The following is a 20,387-nucleotide window of genomic DNA, read 5'->3' on the forward strand; positions in this document are numbered from 1 at the left end:
GATGAGTCGCTACGGGACTACGGGTTACCAGATTCTGTCTGCAGCATCATTTCTATCTGCTGCAGCAGCGCGTCGCGCTTATCCTTCGACAGGCCACGCAATCGCAACTCAAGTCGGTCATCGCCGTAGGTTTTAAGATCGCCCACGGCAATCCCCTCCAGTTTGATTTCCAGTCGCTGAGCATAGCGTTGGCGACCGGTTGGCTTCGGTGTCTCTTGCGCGCTAGCGCGCCCTTTCACGATATCCGCGACTTGTCGGGTACTCAGATCGTCGGACGCAATCTTGTTAATCAGGCGCAGCGTCGCATCCGCGCCTCGTGCACTGTGGAACCGCGAGACCTGATACGCCATGTTCGAGCCGAACCGGTCTGGCCGGGCAACCATCTCGTGCATCACATTTTCGGGTAGCTTCGCGATAGCCAGCGCGACCGCGATGGTCGATTCGTCCAAGCCTAGATGATCGGCGAGTTCCCGCTGGCTTTGAAAGTAGTTTTCTTCAAGGAAACGCTTCCAGACGACAGCGTTGTCGAAGACTGTCTGGGAGTCGCGCTGTACGTTCAGATCATAACCAAGCTTATAGCTTTCGATCCCGATCGGGAGGTCGATGACAATCGCCTTCACTGTTTCCTTATTGGCTTCTTTGAGAGCACGAACTCGCCGCCCTCCATCGCTTACAAAGAAAGTGCCGGGATTATCATGGTCGGGTATCACGTGAATGGCCTGCTGCTGACCTTGCTTGGCGAGATTGACGGCCAGCTCGGCGATCGACGCTTTCAGGTAAAAGTGGCGAGGATTAAACGGACTCGGTTTGATTGCTTTCAACGGCAATTCGATCACTTGACCCTGAACGTAACGATTTTTTCGGCGCCAGCTTTTGAACGCATCCGATTCCGGATTCTGTGTGTCACCCTCGTATTCGGCTTCAGTGTATCCGCTGGATCTGCCGGTCACTTGCTTGTCGTTGCCCGCCTCTTGATTAACGATTTCGTCGATCGCGTTAATGCGATCGAGCGCCGTGCGCTTCTCGCTGCTCGTTGTGTCGGGCCGGGCCTTGAAGCCTTTGGCAAACGGATTCGGTTTCATTCAGGGTCCTTTATGCGCATAAAGTCAGGGAAGCATGGCGAGAACTTCGTCTGCACACGCACGTATTTCGGCCGCGGCAAGGCGTGAACCTCTGTCGCTCATCTGGAGCACGGTCTGACCCAAAGCCATTGCCTGCTTGTAGCACTCCCGTGTTGGGATCTGCGTCTTGAGCAAGGGGAAGCCTAGTTCTTCGAGCGCCCGCTTCAGTTCTCGAGTCAACATCCGCTTCTCCTCGGTCTTGTTAAGGAGAAACACCGCATGCAGGTCTTCGTTCATGACCTGGGCTTGCTGGATGAGCTTGACCAGACCTACGCTTGACCAATAATCAGCAGGGGATGAGGACGTCGGAACTATGGCAACGGTTGCGGCGAGAAGCACCACACCAGAAACCTTCTCGGTGATGGATGGCGGACAGTCCACCACGATGATGTCGTAATCATTCACGAACTTCTTGATCTCGCGATGGATTTGAGCGCCTGCCTCGGAAAGATTCACTACGGGAAACGGAATGCCACTCGCCTCGTCCGACGCGGCGCTGGCCCAATGCACTAGGGTATTCTGGCCGTCAGCGTCTACGACGAGCACCCGTTTCCCCTTTTCGTGAAACGCAGCGCCTAAGTGCATTGCGATCGTGCTCTTTCCCACTCCACCCTTCTGTTGCGTGATCGCAATGATTTCAGCTGCCACGTTTTGCTCCCAAATTTAGCTTTTTGAATTTTACATTAGAAGCTGAAAAATTCTAGCGATAACGTAGGTGGTTGGCCGTTCGGTCAAGAAATCGGCGGAGTTTATGCGCATAAAGTCGACTTGCGACTTATGTGTCAAGGTTCGGTCGCGTGGACAGTACTATCGCGGCCCGTGCTGGAGTCTAATTTGTGCAACCGAGTGGCGAGCCTTTGCATCAGCAGCTTACTGGCCTGCGTCGACCGCACGACGCTTTATGCGCATAAAGTCCGGCCGACTATGACTTAGAGCAAGACAAACATGAACGGCGCTCACAGGATGAGGCGCTCGATTCCGTTGGGTCGTACCCCTCGCGCATGTGCTTGACGCGATAAAGGGAGAGCTTGCTGTGTAGTCATGTAGACGTCGATGCTCAATATAGTGATCAAAAAAATACGGCTAGAACCACCGGTGGTCTATTCACAACCCCGCTACCGTTCCACGATGCCGCTCCAAGCATCCCGTAAGCAAGCACTCGTAAAATCGCGGCCACTAAGCGACGGCGAACAGCCGCGGGTACGCTAGCCTCTTCTCTCATTCAGCCAAAGGCATTTCAGTGCATCTGACTTCGACTTTCGCCGCGTGGTCCGACCACGACACGCGTCTTCTCATCGCATGCGCGCTCGGATTGGCATCGATCATTGTTCTTATTAGCGCGCTGAAACTGGCGCCGTTTTTATCGATACTCGTTGGTACTTTCGTCGCCGGCTTTACCGCAGGCTTGCCACTTGAGGCCGTCGCGAGCGCTTTTAGTAAAGGCGCGGGCGGCCTGCTGGGCGACGTCGGAATTATCATCGCGCTCGGCGCGATGCTCGGTGCATTAATGGCGGAGTCAGGCGCTGCCGACAGGCTGGTCTCGACCATTCTCGATCACTCCACGCCACGGTCCTTGCCCTGGTTGATGGCGCTGGTGGCAATCGTGATCGGCTTGCCGCTCTTTTTGAAGTCGGCCTTGTCATGATGGTGCCGATCATCTTCGTAATGGCGCGCCGCTCGAAACAGCCGATCTTACGGATCGCAATCCCGGCGCTGGCCGGCATGACGACGCTGCATGCGCTGCTGCCGCCGCACCCGGGCCCGCTTATAGCGGTGAGCGCACTGCATGCGGATCTTGGAATTACGATGGGTCTTGGTTTCATCATCGCAATTCCTGCTGTGATCCTCGCGGGCCCCGTGTATGGAATATGGCTGTCGCGCCGGATGCACGTCGACGAACCGGAGGAGATGGGCAAGTTGTTTGCATCGAAGATGGATGGTGCCGGTGCGCTCGACGCCCCCAGCTTCGGTATCTCGCTCTTGACGATACTTTTGCCCGTATTGTTGATGCTCGGCCGAACCGTAGCGAAACTAGCTGTCAAGCCCGAAACGCTGCTATTCGATACGCTCAATTTTCTCGGTGAGCCGCTGATTGCTCTTGGACTCACCGTTCTATTCGCAATCGTCGCGTTGGGCTGGACGCGTGGCATGCCGCGCGACAAAGTGAGTGGCATCCTGCGCAAAAGCCTGCCGCCTATCTGCGCGCTGCTGTTGACGATCGGCGCCGGTGGCGGCCTGAAGCAAACGCTGGTGTTGGGAGGGATCAGCACCACGATCGGGAAGATTGCCATCGGTTCGCACATGCCGCTCATTCTGCTGGCATGGCTGATCGCCGTTGCGCTGCGCCAGGCGACCGGCTCGGCCACGGTCGCGACCACAACGACGGCGGGCATCATCGCCCCGGTCGTGGCAGGGCTGAGCGCGACACACAACTCGCTGCTGGCGCTGGCGATTGGCGCGGGGTCGGTCTTTTTCTGCCACGTGAACGACGCCGGTTTCTGGATGATCCGTGAATACTTCGGTCTGCAGCTAAAACAGACGGTGTACGTCTGGTCCGTGCTTCAAACGATCGTCTCAGTGGTCGGGCTGGCGCTCACGCTGGTGATGTGGGGCGTGCTGACATAAGCACTGACGTGAAACGTGGGCAGATTGGCGAGGCAAGCGGAACTCCGAATCTAAAATGAGAAAAAAGGAGATTTATCATGCTTGCCTTGCGCCCCACCTGTGAATGCTGCGAAAAGCCACTCCCGCCAAACGCCCGTGACGCCATGATATGCAGCTTTGAATGTACCTTCTGCGAATCGTGCGCGCTGTCACGGCTTCAAAACGTATGCCCGAACTGCGGCGGCGGCTTCCAGTTTCGCCCGATCCGTCCGAAAGCGCGACTCGACAGCCGCCCGGCCTCGACGGAAGTCCATCCAGCGGGCATAGATGAACACCAACATCGTGCGTTCCTGGATCGCTACGGCTCCATTGCGCCCTTTGATCGATAACATCTGCCGCCCCCTAGGGAATTCACCGATCTGAGCGCCGCTCATACCGGTGCGCAGTAATCATCGATTCCTCCTCGGCGGCGCTGGCTCTCACAATCTGTTCATCGATCCACTCCTTGAACGGAAGCCAACATGCCAACACCCCAATCCGAGCGCACTCTTCACATTGGCGAGGGTTTTGAAGGGCCGGGCGTCAATCTCGCCCATATCAATGTGCTTGTCGGACCCCGCAGCGGTCCTGCTGGACAGGCATTCGCGACCGCGCTCGCTACGCCGTCGGCGGGCCACGCGCCGTTTGTCATCATCGCTCGGCCGGGTGTTCCTACCAAGCCCCTGACGCTGTACGTGAACAAGGCGCAGATCGCCAATGAGTTCCACGGGAACGCGACGTGGGGCGCTTCGCAGGCGGGCATCGCAAAGGCCGTCGCTGAATCGCTCGAAGACGGCACGTTGCCGCCGGAAGCGGAAAACGACTGGGTGGTCGTATCGGCGAACTGGGTCAATCCGTCAGCTGACGATCTGGATGCCGTGTTCCGCAACAATTATCGCGCGACTAAAAACGCCATCAAGGCGGCCATGAAAGGTCTGCCGTTAAAGCGCGACGTATTCGCCGCGGCGCGTGAAGTGTCGAATCCCTTCTATACCCCGAGTTCGTCGCAAGCCGCCCTCTAAAAAACCGCATACGGGTGTCGCATGCCGGCACTCTACGGAGAATTGAATAATGGAATACGTTCGACTGGGCCAGTCCGGCCTGAAAGTGTCGCGCTTGTGTCTTGGCACCATGAACATGGGAACGCCGCAATGGAAACCGTGGATTTTCGACGAACAAAAGAGCGAGCCCATTGTTCGCCACGCGTTGGACGCAGGCGTGAACTTCATTGATCTCGCTGATTTCTATTCGTTGGGCGTGGGAGAAGAAGTGGTTGGCCGAATCCTTGGACGCCTTGCACGGCGTGAGGAAATCGTGGTCACCACCAAGGTCGGCTACGACATGGGCGAATATCAAAATGCGGGCGGTCATTCACGCAAGCACGTGCTCGATGGTATCGACGCATCCCTGCGCCGGCTGGGCATGGATTACGTCGACATCTATATGCTCCATTATTTCGACACTACCACGCCCGTTGAAGAAACCATGGCAGCGCTGGACGATATCGTCCGGTCGGGCAAGGCGCGTTATATCGGTGTGTCGACCATGTACACGTGGCAGCTTGCGAAAATCATTCAGGTTTGCGAACGAAATGGCTGGCACAAGCCGATCAATATGCAATTGCAATTGAACTTGGCATACCGCGAGGAAGAGCGCGAGATGATGCCGTACTGCGCGGACCAAGGTCTGGGTGTATCCGTATTCAGCCCGCTGGCGCGAGGGCTGTTGACGTGCGACACCGCGTCTACGCGTAACCAGACTGACTTCTTTACATCGCAGATGTACGGCGATGCGGCATCCCGTGAGATCGCCGCCTCTGTTGAGCGCGTCGCCCGGAGACGCGGCGTGAGCGCCGCGCAAATCGCCCAGGCGTGGGTACTGCAGCGCAATGGCGTGGCTAGCATGCTGGTCGGCGCAGATTCACCGGCCCAGTTCGACAGCGCACTTAACGCGCTCGGCATGGAACTCGACGCGGACGAGCTTTATGAACTCGAGCGCAACTACACGCCGTGTGATGTCATCAACGATTACACAGCCGGCCGCCGGGTCGCGCGTGAAGCACGCGTGCCGCAGGGCGCTTTTGTTCAGGCAATGAAGGACGCGGCATGAATCTTCTTCGAAAAGAACACTACATCGATGGTGTATGGCAGAGCAGCGCTGAGACCTATCCGGTCCTAAATCCCGCAACGGCAGACGTGATCGCAGATGTCTCGAAAGCGGGCGCGCGTGAAACGCAGCAAGCCATTCAGGCAGCGGAGGGCGCGTTCCCAGCCTGGCACGCGCTGACCGCAAAGGAACGCGGCGCTCGGGTGCGGCGCTGGGGCGAGCTGATGCTCGAGCATCGCAATGCCCTCGCCGAATTGCTTACGCGAGAGCAAGGAAAGCCGCTCGCGGAAGCACAAGGGGAGGTCGCTTATGCAGCGAGTTTCCTCGAGTGGTTCGCTGAAGAGGCGAAGCGCAGTTATGGCGATGTCATTCCGAGCTCGAAGGCGGGATCGAAGATCATCGTCACGCGGGAACCGGTCGGCGTGGTGGCGGCCATCACGCCGTGGAACTTCCCCCTCGCAATGATCACGCGCAAAGCCGGACCTGCGCTGGCAGCGGGCTGTACGATGGTCCTCAAGCCGTCTGAGGAAACGCCGTTGAGCGCTTTGGCTCTGGCCGTACTCGCCGCAGAAGCAGGAATCCCGGCGGGCGTGTTCAATGTCATCTCGGGCGACGCTGTGGCAATCGGGGCGGCGTTGACTGCGTCTCCGGTCGTACGCAAGCTGTCGTTCACCGGCTCGACGCGGGTCGGCAAACTTCTCGCAGCCCAATCCGCACACACGCTGAAGAAGCTTTCCCTGGAACTCGGCGGCAACGCGCCATTTATCGTATTCAACGACGCAGATCTGGACGCCGCCGTGCAGGGCGCCATGGCATCGAAATTCCGTAATACCGGCCAGACGTGCGTGTGCGTGAATCGCTTCTTTGTTCAGGCGGGAGTTTATGCCGAGTTCACGCGGCGTCTGACGCTTGCCGCCGGCAAGCTTCGCGTAGGCAACGCGCTCGAGCAAGAGGTCGATCAAGGCCCGCTTATCAACCATGCCGCGTTGAAAAAGGTCAATGATCACGTGCAGGACGCCGTGGCCAAAGGCGCAACTGTCATGACGGGCGGCCGTGCCCATTCATTGGGCGGCACGTTCTACGAACCAACCGTGCTGGCCCATGCGAACCAAAGCATGTCGATAGCGCAGGAAGAAACGTTCGGCCCGGTCGCCGCCTGCTTCCAGTTCGAAACAGAGGCTGAAGCAATCAAGCTTGCCAACGACACACCCTTCGGACTCGCCGCGTACTTCTATACCCGCGATCTGGGCCGAGCGTGGCGTGTCGCGGAAGCACTCGAGACGGGCATGGTTGGCATCAATGAGGCAATCATATCCACCGAAGTGGCGCCGTTCGGTGGCGTCAAGCAATCGGGTCTGGGCCGCGAAGGATCCAGATACGGCCTCGACGAATACATGGAACTCAAATACATGATGATCAGTGGCCTGATCGCGACCGAACGTTGATTGTCGCTAGTCGATTGTGACCGCGTTGTTGCTGTCGCATACAGCTGGCAGCCACGCGAGTAAGTGAAGAACAAACAGGAGACGCAGTGAGTCATCAGGACACCTCAAGTAGTGCCATCCCCAATGGTCCCGGACCACATGCAGGTATGGCGCCAATCCGCACACCCGACCATTCGGCCTCGAAGCCCATGCTGCTCGATGACATTCCGCTGAACCGCTTCCATGTGAAGATCGCGGGCCTGACTTTCGGCGCGCATTTCACCGAAGGTTACGCGTTGGGCACAGTGGGATACGCGCTGGCCTCGATGAACCGGCAGATGCCGCTCGATTCGTTCTGGATGGGTGCAATCGGCAGCTCGGCGTTGATCGGCATTTTCCTTGGCAGCCTGATCTTCGGGCGCCTGTCTGATCGGCTTGGCCGCCAGCGCATTTTTCTCACCAGTTTTGTCATCATTACCATTGCCGCATTCCTTCAGTTCTTCGCCACATCGCCGCTGGAATTGTTTGCGCTTCGGGTTTTGATCGGCTTCGGTATGGGCGGCGACTTCACGGTCGGTCACGCCATCCTGGCAGAATTTTCGCCTCGCAAGCATCGTGGTGCGCTTCTTGGATCGTTCAGCGTTGTCTGGACAATCGGTTACGTGGTGGCGAACGTACTCGGCATGTCGTATGGAGAAGCCAGTCCGGATGCATGGCGCTGGCTGCTTGCATCGGCGAGTCTTCCTGCATTCATCGTCCTGCTGCTGCGCATTGGCACGCCAGAGTCTCCGCGCTGGCTGCTCGGAAAGGGGCGGGTGAAGGAAGCGCACGATGTGGTCCGCAAGCATTTCGGCCCCGACGTCATTCTCGACGCTGAACATAGCAGTCATGTCGGCGGTGGGAAGCATGGTTACGCACGGCTGTTTCAACCTGACCTGATTCGCAGGACATTGTTCAACTGCGGATTCTTTGTGTGTCTCGTCATTCCGTATTTCGCGATCTACACATTCTTGCCAGGCATCCTGAAAGTGATCGGCCTGAGTGGTGGTTTCGGTGCGGACCTGTTGCTCAATGCTGTACTGGTCATAGGTGCGGTGCTCGGAATCTGGCTCACCATCAAGTTGCCCCGCCGGCACTTTTTGATTGGATCGTTTGCCGTGACCTGCGCCATGCTGGTGGCCATGAGCCTGCTGCCGTCATCTGCAACGCTTGCGATGATCGCTGCGTTTGCTGTTTTCACATTGACCATGTCGGCATTCAGCAATCTGGTCGGCGTGTTTCCGCCCGAATGCTTTCCAACCGAAGTACGCGCGTCAGGCGTTGGACTTGCCATTGCGTGCAGCCGGCTTGGCTCGGCAATCGGTACGTTCTTGCTACCGGTCGGCATCGCGCAGATCGGGTTTCACTACACCATGATGATTCTCGCCGCTGTTCTGCTTGTTGGCATGATCGTATCGATCGCCTGGGCTCCTGAGACACGCAACCTGACTCTGCGTGCCGCGAGCGGATCGTCATGAGCTCCAAGCGTGCTGCCGGATAGGTTGGCTTCGCGCAGCAGTTCCCGATAAACCTCACCTTAAAAAAGGCGTCCGCTTGCGGACGCCTTTCCGCATTTGAAAACGCGATCGCATCAACCAAAAACCATCCTGATTTCGATATTAGGAATTCTTAGTTTCGTCCTAATTCTTCGGAGAGTTCCGAGGGTAATCCGAGGCATCGCGCCTTAAGATTCATTCACTCGCAGACGAACCGGTTCATCGCCTCTCACCAGAATCCAGACGATGAAAAAGGCGGCTCGCACTGCGCGGACGGCACTACGGGACACGTAGTTCAAGCGCCGCAAGTGTTCGAAACCTCGTTAATTTCTCTATTGGAAAATCACCATGAAATCATTCATCTCCACCATCGCTGCTGCTGCAACTATCGCGACCATTGCTTTGGCTTCGACTGGCGCGAGCGCTGCTGACGGCACGATCACATTTACCGGTGCAGTGACTGACACAACATGCTCGATCGACGCAAAAGTATCTGGCGCTGCTGATAAAAATGTCACGCTGCCGACCGTAACAAACAGCACCCTGGCTTCGAAGGGCTCGACGGCCGGCACGACCTCCGCAACCGACCTGACGTTCTCATTGAGCGGTTGCTCGACAGAATCGAAGGCAGTCGCTCGTTTCGAAAATGGCCCGACGGTCGATCAAACCACGGGTTACCTGGCAAACCAAGCCCCCGCCGGTGCTGAAAATGTGCAGGTTCGCTTGCTGAACGCGTCGCACCTGCCCATCAATGTGGCGACGGGCGAGAACAACGACATGGCCGGCAACGGTGCGGCCATCGTTTCGGGCAACGCTGACCTCAAGTACTTCGCAGAGTACTACGCAACGGGTGCGGCAAAGGCTGGCCCGGTAAGCACGTCGGTTCAATACACCGTCGACTACCAATAAGGTGTACCAACGGGCATCTGCAGGTGCAGGTGCCTGTTTTTTTTCAAATTTTCGAGATACGTTTTTTACGGAGATGCATCAATCATGAAGTCCCTCAGGCAAATTGCATATGGTTTGGGCTTGATCGCGGCCCTCGTTGCCGGAAGTGCGGGCGCAAGCGTGACAGTGGGCGGAACACGCGTGGTGTATCCCCTTGAAAATCGTGAGATGACGGTCAAGCTGACCAATGATCGCAGCGAACCCTCGCTGGTTCAGGTCTGGATGGACAAAGGCAATGCCGCGGCGAAGCCGGGCGAGGCAAGCGCGCCCTTCGTGTTGACGCCGCCGATCTTTCGCATGGACGCCGGAAAATCCCAGACGCTACGAATGATGTACACGGGCGATGCATTGCCGCAGGACCGCGAGTCGGTGTTCTGGCTCAACGTGCTCGACGTACCGCCGAAGACTGCCAAGGATTCCGATGTCAACACGCTTCAATTCGCGTTCCGGACTCGAATCAAGGTATTTGCGCGTCCGAAGGGTTTGCCCGGAACCGCCGATGAAGCACCGGCAAAAGTGACATGGAAACTCGTACCCGCCGTCGATAACAAAGGGTATGAAGTGAAGGCGACCAATCCGACGGCCTATTACGTGTCGTTCAGCAATATCAATGTGGTCGGTAGCGGTCAGACCTTCAGCAACGACATAGGCGGCATGGTCGAGCCGCATGGAAGCGCGCAGTTCCCGATCAAGAACATGAAAACAGCGCCGGCCAACGCCCGTGTCAAATTTTCGACCATCAGCGATTTCGGCGGCGCCGTGTCGCTCGACGCACCTCTCGCGCCATAAGACGTCGCCTGATCGGGGCGGCCATCGCCCCGGGTAACTGAAGGCGTCGCGGGCAGCAACTGGCCGACGCCTTCCTCAAAAAAACCTTTACGCATTTGCCGAACGGGCTGTCCGAACAGCCCGGTGGGTCAACTCGCGTCTGAACCGACTGAATAGACCGAATCAACGCAGGCCGAACCATGAAACAAGCTGCTCAACATGCTTTCTCCCGTCAAAGCCAGGATGCGTTCCGGCTTCGTCTGAAGCCGATTGCCGCAATCGCATTTTCAATGATGGCGTGCGCCGCGATTCCGCAAGCAATGGCTGATGCCTCGGGATTGGATCAAAGCAAAAGTGGCACGGTTGCTGAAGTGAGCTTCGATAACACCTACCTGCGCCAGGATGGTGGAACGCCGATCGATACCAGCCGGTTCACGCGCGGCAACGCGGTTTCACCAGGAACCTATTCGGTTGACCTGTACGTGAACGGTGCGCGCCTGAGCCGCCAGGACATCCGCTTTGTTTCCAGAGGTGGCCCATTCAGCGCCAAGCCGTGTTTCACCCGTGCAATGTTGCAGCACGCGGGCGTCGATATGGCCAAGGCGGATGCGGCCGGTGGCCGGAAGGCACCGGCAACGACCCCGGCAGCCGATACCGACACCTGCGAAGAGATTGGCACGCTGGTGCCCGGCGCGACGGTCGACTTCGACTTTACCCAGCAAACCCTCGAACTGAGCGTGCCGCAGGCATTCATGCGTAACGCGGCACGAGGTTACGTGCCGCCCGAACAATGGGACCAGGGCGTCAACGGCGGATTTGTGAGCTATAACGCCAACACATTCCGGACCGACGGCTCGGGCCCCGGCTCAACCCAAAGCTATCTCGGCCTCAACGCCGGCGTGAATCTGGGCGCATGGCACCTTCGGCATCAATCGTCGATATCGTCGGGAACGGGGCAGCCCACACAGTTCGACAACATTGCGACCTACGCCCAACGCGATGTCGAAAAGCTCGGCGCGCAACTGACGCTCGGCGATGCCAGCACAAGCGGCGAGATCTTCGACAGCGTGTCGTTTCGCGGCGCACAACTCGCCACCGATGACCGCATGCTTCCCGATTCAATGCGCGGTTATGCGCCGGTTGTGCGCGGTGTCGCAGAATCGAATGCACGCGTGACGATCCGCCAAAACGGCCAGGTGCTGGAAGAAACAAACGTTGCGCCCGGTCCCTTCGAGATCAATGATCTGTATTCGACCGGCTACGGCGGTGATCTGGTCGTGACGGTGACCGAAGCCGATGGCCGCAGCAAGGAGTTCACCGTACCGTTCGCATCGGTGGCGCAATTGCTGCGTCCCGGCGTCACCCGTTTCAGCGCGACGGCAGGCCAGCTGCGTAACGATTCCATCGATACAAAACCCGTTTTCGGCCAGTTCACGCTTCAACATGGCCTGACGAACACAGTGACGGCTTACGGCGGTGTGGTTGCATCGAGCGGATATGGCGCGCTGAACTTCGGTGGTGCATTGAACACCGGCTTCGGCGCGTTTTCGATGGACGTCACCGGCGCCATGACCAGCGTGCCGCAATCCCAGTCGATGCACGGCGCGAGCTTGCGCGTGGGCTACAGCAAGTTTGTCGGGGCGACCAATACGAACGTGTCTGTCGCGGCTTACCGGTTCTCGACAGCAGGGTATCTGAACATGAACGATGCAGCGTCCATTCGCGATATCTCGGAGCATGGTGGCGATATCGATGCGATTTATAGACAGCGCAACCGCATGCAGGTATCGATCAACCAGAAGCTGGGCGATCACGGCACGATGTTCGTTACCGGATCGTCGCAGAATTACTGGAATCGCGGCGGCACTGATACCTTGTTTCAGGCGGGCTACACCAACGCGTTCAAATACGGAACCTATAGCCTGACGGCCGGCCGCACGCGGACCATGGACGGAGAGTTATCGAACGAATTCTTGCTGAGCACGACGATCCCGCTCGGGCATACGGCGCACGCGCCGATGTTGACTACCAACGCCTCTTACAACTCGAACGGCGCCACGAACATGCAGGCAAATGTGAGTGGTTCGCTGGGCGCCACGAACCAGTTCTCCTACAACGGCTACGGCACGTACAACGTCGGCGGCAATTCTGCCAACAATGGCAACGCCGGTGTGAGCGCAACCTATCGCGCGCCGTACGCTACGGTGAATGCATCCGCAAGCGGTGGCGGCGGCACGCGGCAGGTATCGGCGGGCGTGCAGGGATCGGTCGTGGCGCACCCGGGCGGAGTGACATTTTCGCAAACAGTAGGCGATACGTTCGGCATTGTGAATGCGCCTGCTGCTGCCGGCGCGACCGTGACGAACGCACCGGGAACGACGGTCGATTCACGTGGATATGCAGTGATTCCGTACCTGTCGCCCTACAGCATGAACGTGATCGATATCGATCCGAAAGGCACGTCCACCGATGTCGAATTTAAATCGACATCCGCGCAGGTGGCGCCCCGTGCAGGCTCTATAGTGATGATGAAGTACGAGACGGTGAGTGGTCGGGCGGCGCTGATTCAAGCGCCGAAACTAGGTGGTGGAACGTTACCATTTGGAGCGAGCGTGGAAAACGAACAAGGAAATATGGTGGGCGTAGTTGGTCAGGACAGCAGAGTTTTTGCGCGAGGTCTTGAAGATCAGGGCGCGCTTACGGTGAAGTGGGGCAGTGGCCCCGTCGAACAATGCCGGATCAGCTATACGTTGCCAAAAAAAGACCCAAAGGCATATAACCCAGGGTATTTATCGGTGCAATCGCATTGTGTGCCCTGGGGTGAAATGCAGGCGAATGGCGTTACGGGAACAGGGGCGTCGGGAAGCGCCATGCGCTGACACGAAGCTGGCTTTTCAAGTGACTCAACGTTCCGGCCAGAAGCGCACGAGTGGTATCAGTGCAATCCGGCCGGTAACGAGGCGCTCATTTGATTCGTTCCGCTTCACTTGCCTCATAACGCAACCAGGCCGCGAACGAACTCACCGTTTCAGTTTCACGATGCGTTTCCGGCACATCGAGCCAATATCCAAACGGTCCGACCATCTCCACGTCGGACATTCTCACGAGCGCGCCTTCGGTCAGCTCGTCATCAATCATGTTCAGGTCCACAACCGCGAGTCCGACACCACGCCGCGCCGCGTGAATCGCTTGTTGCAGATTCGAAAACTCGATGCCGTTATCCGCGTAGCGCGCGGGCATCCCCGCCTTGGCCAACCAGTTTGGCCATAATTTCAAACGCACGTCTTCGTGCAGTACATGCAGCGCGGGCAATTCATCAAGCAGGCGCTCGACCGGTACGCCGGCCAATCCGGCTGCGCCTACCAGTGCGTGTCTTTCCATCAGCAAAAGCTCCGAGCCGCCTTCAATGGTTGACTCGCGCGCGGGTTCGCGGCCGAACCGGACGCTGCAATGACATTCGCCGCTGTCCTGCGTCCGGATCGATAAATCCACGTCTGGCAGTTGCTCCGCGAGCGCGCCCAGCCGCGAAGAAAACCATTGCGTTGCAAACGTGGGGGGCAACGACACAACGAGACGCCTGCGTTCCACAGCACCTGATAAATGCCGTGTTCCTCGCTCGATGACATCAAACGCTTCCGTCACTGAGGGCATCAATGTCACGCCTGCCGGCGTCAGCCGAATCCCTTTGTGGTCGCGCTCGAAAAGCTTCACGCCCAACGATTCTTCCAGCAGCCGGATTTGCCGGCTTACAGCTCCTTGTGTGACGCACAGCGCTCGTGCTGCGCGGTTGAAACTCAAATGCCGCGCCGTCTCTTCAAAAAAACGTAGCGCAATTAACGATGGAAGGTGTCGCATAGTGATTCCTGACTGCCAGTCTCCCCAGTTGTTCTTGTTGGCCAGGTACATGCGCCCCGTTGTTTGCGAGCGAGGGTCTTTGTCCCGCGTTCGATAAAATTACCTTGATTCCGGGACCGAAACAATAGACCTTTCGGCCAACGTTGAAGCAGCAGGAATTCTCATAAGGGGCTATCAGCAAAGCTGCGAACCCGCGGATAAGACGCAGGGGACTAGGCCATTCGACTAGTAGTTGGCGGGGCATGAATCGCCTATGCTGGATACATCCCGTTCCAGGAGGCTGCATGACCGTACGCAATCTCGACGCGCTATTCCATCCGAAATCGATCGCCGTGATCGGTGCGTCGCTGCGCGCGGGCAGTATCGGCGAAATGGTGTGGTCGCGACTCAGTCGCGCGGGATTCGCGGGTGGGATCTGGCCGGTGAACCCGAAGCATCGTCAGATCGATGACGCTGTGGCCTACGCCCGGATCGAGGATCTGCCCGATGCACCCACCGTGGCAGTGTTGTGCACGCCACCCTCAACATGGCCGGCGATCGTCCAGCAGTTGGGCGAACGGGGCACGCGGGCAGTCGTAATCGTTGGGCAGTCGGGCGAAACCCGTGGCCAGACGGTCAGCAACTGGACAAACCGGACACTTGCCGCGGCACGGCCGTTCTTGTTGCGCGTGGTCGGTCCGGCAAGCCTCGGTGTGATGACGCCGCTCACTGGCGCCGTGCTGGGCGCGCCGTCATCTCCGGTTGCGGCTGGAGGGGTAGCGTGGGTATCGGCGTCGAATGCGCTGACCAATGGCGTGCTCGGTTGGGCGAACGCCCGCGGTCTTGGCTTTTCTAGAGTGGTGGCGCTGGGCGATGAGGCAGATGTCGATGTCGGGGATACCCTCGATTTTCTTGCAAGCGACGCCCGTACGCGTGCAGTCCTGCTTGCCGTTGAATCGGTGCGAATGGCGCGCAAGTTCATGTCAGCGGCGCGCGCTGCCGCACGCAACAAACCTGTGCTCGTTCTACGCACCGGCCACGACGATCCGTTCGACGCGTTATACAGCGCTGCATTCCGGCGTGCGGGTCTGGTACGCGTCGATTCTTTGGACGACCTCCTGGACGAAATCGAGACGCTCGGGGTTGGCCGTGTGGCGGCGAGCGATCGTGCAACCGTGATCACGAGCGACCGGGGCGTAGCAGCGCTTGCAGCCGATGCATTCGCCACCGCCGGCGACGCACTCGCACTCTGGCCCGACGCGGCCCGCAAGTCCGTCACCGCAGCATTGCCGGGCGCGCGGCTCGGCAATCCGCTGCAACTGGGCGACGCCGCCACTGCCGCTGATTTCGGCGCGGCGCTCGAAGCGCTGGCGCCGCATCGTGAGACCGGGACTGCGTTTGTGGTCCATGCGCCGACGCATGCAGCACCGGTTGCCGAGGTCGCGCGCATGATGATCGCCCAGAAGGATCATGCGTATCGCGGATTACTGGCGTGCTTTTTTGGTTGTGTCGATGAAGCCACGCGCGACGCGTTGCATGCGCACGGCATTCCGGTTCACACCACACCGCAGCGGCTCGCACGGGGTTTCGCCCGGCTGGTTGACTATCGCCAGGGCCGTGAATTGTTGATGCAGACGCCCGACGGGCCGCTACCCCAGGCGGTGGGGGCGCTCGACAGCGCGCAGGCTCAGGTGATGGCTGCGTTGAGCACTGGCGTGGCCGAGCTGGATGGCGAGCGTGCGTCGCGGGTTTTGAGTCAGTTTGAAATTGTCGTGAAGGCGGGGCCAACGGGGCCGCGTAGCGACGACGCCATTGAAATCGATGTACGTCTGCTCAACCACCGCATATTCGGTCCGGTATTCGAGTTCAGGGCTGCCGGCGCGCTCGGTTTGCCGGATTCCTTGCACGAGTTCGCCCTTCCGCCGCTAAATCCATTGCTCGCCCGCGACCTCGTGATGCGCTCGCCAAGGGCGCGGGAATTGCCGGCCGAGACCTTGTTGAATGCGCTGACGGCTTTGTCGAATGCGGTGTGTGAAATCGAGCAGATCGTGGCTCTGCGCCTGACAGTACGCGTCACGCGCCAGGCGGTCGTGGTTTATGAGCCGCACCTGACGCTGGCCGCGCACCGCACGCCGCTCGCCATCCAGCCGTATCCGCGCCGGCTTGAGGAGACGCTGGACTGGAACGGATTCCAGGTCACCGTACGTCCAATCCGTCCTGACGACGAAGCCGCCCACAGCGCTTTTGTCGCGGCAATGACGCCCGAGGACCTGCGCCTGCGTTTCTTCAGCTCAGTACGCAGCTTCGATCACTCGCAGCTCGCGCGCATGACGCAGATCGATTACGACCGAGAGATGGCGTTTATCGCAGTGACGGGTGAGGACGAAGCAATGCAGACACTGGGCGTGGCCCGCGCAATAGCGGATCCGGACAACGAGACCGCCGAGTTCGCGGTAGCGGTGCGGTCGGATCAGAAGGGCAGGCGTCTGGGCATGTTGCTGCTGTCGCGGATCATCGCGTATTGCAAGTCGCGCGGAACGCGGTGGCTCGCCGGCGAGGCGCTGCGGGAAAACACCGGAATGATCGCGCTCGCGCGCCGCTGCGGTTTTCAGATCACGCCGACAGATGACCCGGGCGTGGTGGGATTCCGCATGCGGCTGACCGACGCCGATTCGGCGCCGACGTGAACCGTTAACGCTTAAGCCGCGAGCTTGGCGAGCGCTTCATCGACTTGCGAACGCGATACCGCCAGTTCTTCCAGCCACGCGTCGGCGTAGACGCTGCCGGTTTCGCGCTCCAGACGCGCGATGGTAGCCGCGCACCGGCTCGTGTCCTTGGGCGTTGCAATAAACGACTTGACCGATGCGCCCGAAGTGAACGCTTCGAACAAGGGTACGCGGATGTCGTCGGGCAGCGCTCGGCTCGTCCATTGATATGGCTTGCCGTTGAACGACAACTGCGGCGGCATGACGCGTTCTTTCTTCGCTGCAGGGATCAGGCCGAAGTTGCGGGCGGCATCGGCGATCTGGTCGGCGGTGAACAGCTCGTCCGCGCTGATATCGAATTGCGCAATGAATGTTTCGATGCTTTGCATCGCTGCTGCGCGGTCGTCACGCTTTTTCTGCGCGCGTGCAACGATGTCGCGCAGTTCATCGGCTTCTTCGCTCGTGATCGTAAAGCTGGACTGTTTTTGCTGGAGTTCGGAGAAGCGCTGGAATTCGGGATCGGACAGAAGTTTCGCCATGGCCTTGCTGAATGAAGACGCGGAAGATCGTACGAAAACGACCAGCCGCTTTTTGAGAGGGGCGCCATTCTATCAAGCCGGGCTGGAATACCGCGCATCGCGCACGGCATCGAGTTCAACCATCGACTTCAACCACCGAATTCAACTCAGGCTCGCGATACATCGACAGCGCCGCGGCCGCTTCGCCGAGCATTGCGCTGACGTCGTCAAGTGACGGTGCGACGTATTCATCGATACGCCTGAGAAACGGGCAGGTCAGCGTCGCGACGGCCTGACCCGAAGGCCCGAGCAGCGGAAAACTCACATCCATGACGCCGAACGTCTGCTGACTTTCCTTATGCAGGAAGCCGTCCGCGCGAATCCTCGCGTACGCGCTTTCGAGCGCGACCGGGTCCAGCGCTGTCTCGCCCTTGACCTGCGTGTGTTCGGCAAGCATATGCGCGCGCTGTTCGGCGCTTTGGAACGCGAGCGTCACGCGCCCTGAACCGGTATCGATCAACCCGATGCGCGCGCCAAGCCGCACCGAAATACCCCACGTGCCCGGCCCGTCGACCTGCGCGATCACAAGAAGATTGCCCCGGTCGTACGTGGCGAGATGACACGATTGCTCGGCGCGATCAGCGAAACGCTGCATGACCGGCAGCGCTTCGGTGATCAGGCGGTTCATCGGCGGATGGCGATGCGCGAGCGCATACAGCTTGAGGCTCAGCGAATACCGGTCGCCCGCCGGCGAGCGCACCACATACTGCCGCGCGACCAGCCGTTCGAGCATCCGGTACATCTCGCTCGCGTTGCGCCCGAGCGATTTCGTGATCTCGGCGCGCGTCAATCCATCTTTTTGCTCGGCGAGCAATTCGAGGATATCGAGCCCTTTATCCAGCGCGGGCGCGCGATAACGGTCGGCGTCGGAGGGATCTTCTGCCTGCATGTCGGCCTTGTTGAAAACGATAAACGCACGATGCTAAGGGAAAACACGGACCGATTCGGTGCGCAGTTAGCTTGACTTCGACTTGTCCGCATATGAATAATACGTTCACTGATGAACGATTGTACTGATACAAACCCGCGCTAGCGACACAATCGAAAACGAATTCAAGGAAGTCTGCGTGCCGCACACCCCGCACAACCGTACCGACCCACGTCTGATTCTTCAAAGCCCGCAAGACAATTGCCTGATTGCAGGTGCGCGTCTGGAGGCGGGCGAGCGCGTCGAGATTGAAGGGGAGGTCGTCACGCTGGCAAAGACCATCGACCTTGGACACAAAGTCGCGCGCCACGCGTTGCGCTTGGATCAAAAAGTGCTCCGTTACGGCGCGATTATCGGCCACGTGAATTCGGACGTTCAGCCCGGCGACCACCTGCACACCCACAATCTCGAGAGCGACTACATCCCGACCTTTACCCACGACGCCGGCCACGCGTTCGTGGATCACCGGGAAAAGCCAAGCCAATGACAGCAACCACCGCTCCCCAGCTTCAGGGTTTCTTGCGCGCCGACGGCCGCAAGGGTATTCGCAATGTGATCGCGGTTGCTTATCTCGTGGAGTGCGCGCATCACGTGGCGCGCGAGATCGTCACGCAGTTTCGCCCCGCGTTCGATGCCTTCGATGAACCGAATACCGAACAGGAACCACCGGTTCATCTGATCGGCTTTCCCGGCTGCTATCCGAATGGCTATGCCGAAAAAATGATGGAACGGCTGACCACACATCCGAATGTGGGCGCGGTGCTGTTTGTATCGTTGGGATGCGAGAGCATGAACAAGCACTATCTCGTCGATGCCGTTCGCGCGAGCGGCCGTCCCGCCGAGGTCCTGACGATTCAGGAAAAGGGCGGCACCCGCAGCACGATCCAGAACGGCCTCGACTGGATTCGCGGAACGCGTGCGACGCTTGCCGCCCAGCCAAAAGTGCCAATGGCGCTCGATGAACTCATCGTCGGCACGATTTGCGGCGGTTCCGACGGCACCAGCGGCATTACGGCAAACCCCGCGGTAGGTCGCGCATTCGACGCATTCATCGATGCCGGCGCCGCCTGCATCTTCGAAGAGACCGGCGAACTCGTCGGCTGCGAATTCCATATGAAAAGCCGTGCGGCGCGGCCGGAACTCGGGCAGGAGATCGTCGCGTGCGTGGATAAAGCCGCGCGCTATTACTCGATCCTGGGACACGGTTCGTTTGCGGTCGGCAACGCGGACGGCGGCCTCACGACGCAAGAAGAAAAGTCGCTCGGCGCGTACGCGAAAAGCGGCGCGTCGCCCATTGTCGGCATCATCAAACCGGGCGATATCCCGCCGGTCGGCGGCTTGTATCTGCTCGATGTCGTGCCGGACGGCGAACCGCGTTTCGGTTTTCCGAACATCAGTGACAACGCCGAGATCGGCGAATTGATCGCATGCGGCGCGCACGTGATCCTGTTCACGACCGGGCGTGGTTCGGTGGTCGGCTCGGCCATCTCGCCCGTGATCAAGATCTGTGCGAACCCGGCGACGTACCGCAATCTCTCCGGCGATATGGACGTAGATGCCGGCCGCATCCTCGAAGGCCGCGGAACGCTCGACGAAGTAGGCCGCGAAGTATTCGATGTCACCGTGAAAGTCGCGGCAGGCGCTGCGTCGAAGTCCGAATCGCTGGGTCATCAGGAATTCATCCTGACGTACAAGACGTTCGACCCGGTCGGGCCTGCGTGCTTGCCGGCGAACGCTACGCCGCGGCACGCGGTATCGATTGCTCCGGTTTGATCCACGCATTGAATAACGCACCGA

15 protein-coding genes and 3 pseudogenes are annotated in these 20,387 nt (G+C 59.2%); 12 read left to right on the forward strand and 6 right to left on the reverse strand.

Annotation, left to right across the window (positions count from 1 at the left end; genetic code table 11):
• Positions 1-17: 17 nt before the first annotated feature.
• The 3 genes and pseudogenes from AXG89_RS19655 to parA form a co-directional block, all read right to left on the reverse strand.
• Positions 18-881 (reverse strand): annotated as a pseudogene (locus AXG89_RS19655) (ParB/RepB/Spo0J family partition protein); the annotation flags it as partial.
• 83 nt (positions 882-964) lie between these two features.
• Positions 965-1,082 (reverse strand): annotated as a pseudogene (locus AXG89_RS44655) (ParB/RepB/Spo0J family partition protein); the annotation flags it as partial.
• Positions 1,083-1,106: 24 nt separating this feature from the next.
• Entirely contained in the window at positions 1,107-1,769 is a 663-nt protein-coding gene (parA, locus tag AXG89_RS19660) for a ParA family partition ATPase (RefSeq protein ID WP_062171845.1), read from the reverse strand.
• A 592-nt stretch (positions 1,770-2,361) separates the two neighbouring features.
• On the opposite strand from parA, the pseudogene AXG89_RS19665 reads away from it, so the two are divergent.
• From AXG89_RS19665 to AXG89_RS19705, 9 genes and pseudogenes are all read left to right on the forward strand, one after another.
• Positions 2,362-3,746, forward strand: a pseudogene (locus AXG89_RS19665) (GntT/GntP/DsdX family permease).
• Positions 3,747-3,823: 77 nt separating this feature from the next.
• Entirely contained in the window at positions 3,824-4,114 is a 291-nt protein-coding gene (locus AXG89_RS19670) for a DUF1272 domain-containing protein (RefSeq protein WP_075358219.1), read from the forward strand.
• 132 nt (positions 4,115-4,246) lie between these two features.
• The gene (gene fae, locus AXG89_RS19675; RefSeq protein WP_062171850.1) at positions 4,247-4,786 is read left to right on the forward strand and encodes a formaldehyde-activating enzyme; all 540 of its coding nucleotides are present in this window, start codon (positions 4,247-4,249) and stop codon (positions 4,784-4,786) included.
• Between the two features lie 49 nt (positions 4,787-4,835).
• Positions 4,836-5,873, forward strand: a complete 1,038-nt coding sequence (locus tag AXG89_RS19680) for an aldo/keto reductase (protein WP_062171853.1) — start codon at positions 4,836-4,838, stop codon at positions 5,871-5,873.
• Positions 5,870-7,315, forward strand: coding sequence for an NAD-dependent succinate-semialdehyde dehydrogenase (locus tag AXG89_RS19685; protein ID WP_062171855.1), 1,446 nt, complete (start codon positions 5,870-5,872; stop codon positions 7,313-7,315). Before AXG89_RS19680 ends, AXG89_RS19685 begins: the two co-directional genes overlap by 4 nt.
• Positions 7,316-7,401: 86 nt before the next feature.
• Positions 7,402-8,811: an MFS transporter gene (locus tag AXG89_RS19690; RefSeq protein ID WP_062171859.1), complete on the forward strand. Its 1,410-nt coding sequence runs from the start codon at positions 7,402-7,404 to the stop codon at positions 8,809-8,811.
• Positions 8,812-9,177: 366 nt separating this feature from the next.
• Positions 9,178-9,738 carry a fimbrial protein gene (locus AXG89_RS19695; RefSeq protein WP_062171862.1) on the forward strand — a complete coding sequence of 187 codons (561 nt, stop codon included), beginning with the start codon at positions 9,178-9,180 and terminating at the stop codon, positions 9,736-9,738.
• 84 nt (positions 9,739-9,822) lie between these two features.
• Positions 9,823-10,566, forward strand: a complete 744-nt coding sequence (locus AXG89_RS19700) for a fimbrial biogenesis chaperone (RefSeq protein WP_062171865.1) — start codon at positions 9,823-9,825, stop codon at positions 10,564-10,566.
• A 179-nt stretch (positions 10,567-10,745) separates the two neighbouring features.
• Complete coding sequence (locus tag AXG89_RS19705) at positions 10,746-13,424, forward strand: fimbria/pilus outer membrane usher protein (protein ID WP_062171868.1); 2,679 nt, start codon at positions 10,746-10,748, stop codon at positions 13,422-13,424.
• 85 nt (positions 13,425-13,509) lie between these two features.
• On the opposite strand, the gene AXG89_RS19710 is transcribed toward AXG89_RS19705, so the two are convergent.
• Complete coding sequence (locus tag AXG89_RS19710) at positions 13,510-14,400, reverse strand: LysR family transcriptional regulator (RefSeq protein ID WP_062171872.1); 891 nt, start codon at positions 14,398-14,400, stop codon at positions 13,510-13,512.
• 284 nt (positions 14,401-14,684) lie between these two features.
• Between AXG89_RS19710 and AXG89_RS19715 the strand changes: the two genes are divergently transcribed.
• Complete coding sequence (locus tag AXG89_RS19715; protein WP_062171874.1) at positions 14,685-17,066, forward strand: GNAT family N-acetyltransferase; 2,382 nt, start codon at positions 14,685-14,687, stop codon at positions 17,064-17,066.
• 11 nt (positions 17,067-17,077) lie between these two features.
• On the opposite strand, the gene AXG89_RS19720 is transcribed toward AXG89_RS19715, so the two are convergent.
• Positions 17,078-17,623, reverse strand: coding sequence for a hypothetical protein (locus AXG89_RS19720; protein ID WP_062003519.1), 546 nt, complete (start codon positions 17,621-17,623; stop codon positions 17,078-17,080).
• Positions 17,624-17,738: 115 nt separating this feature from the next.
• On the reverse strand, positions 17,739-18,551 hold the full coding sequence (locus tag AXG89_RS19725) for an IclR family transcriptional regulator (protein WP_062003520.1): 813 nt from the start codon (positions 18,549-18,551) through the stop codon (positions 17,739-17,741).
• A 178-nt stretch (positions 18,552-18,729) separates the two neighbouring features.
• Between AXG89_RS19725 and AXG89_RS19730 the strand changes: the two genes are divergently transcribed.
• Positions 18,730-19,077 carry a UxaA family hydrolase gene (locus AXG89_RS19730; RefSeq protein WP_062171877.1) on the forward strand — a complete coding sequence of 116 codons (348 nt, stop codon included), beginning with the start codon at positions 18,730-18,732 and terminating at the stop codon, positions 19,075-19,077.
• Positions 19,074-20,363: a UxaA family hydrolase gene (locus AXG89_RS19735; RefSeq protein ID WP_062171879.1), complete on the forward strand. Its 1,290-nt coding sequence runs from the start codon at positions 19,074-19,076 to the stop codon at positions 20,361-20,363. Before AXG89_RS19730 ends, AXG89_RS19735 begins: the two co-directional genes overlap by 4 nt.
• The last annotated feature ends 24 nt before the right edge of the window (positions 20,364-20,387 follow it).

This window comes from Burkholderia sp. PAMC 26561, assembly GCF_001557535.2.
Taxonomy (GTDB): domain Bacteria; phylum Pseudomonadota; class Gammaproteobacteria; order Burkholderiales; family Burkholderiaceae; genus Caballeronia.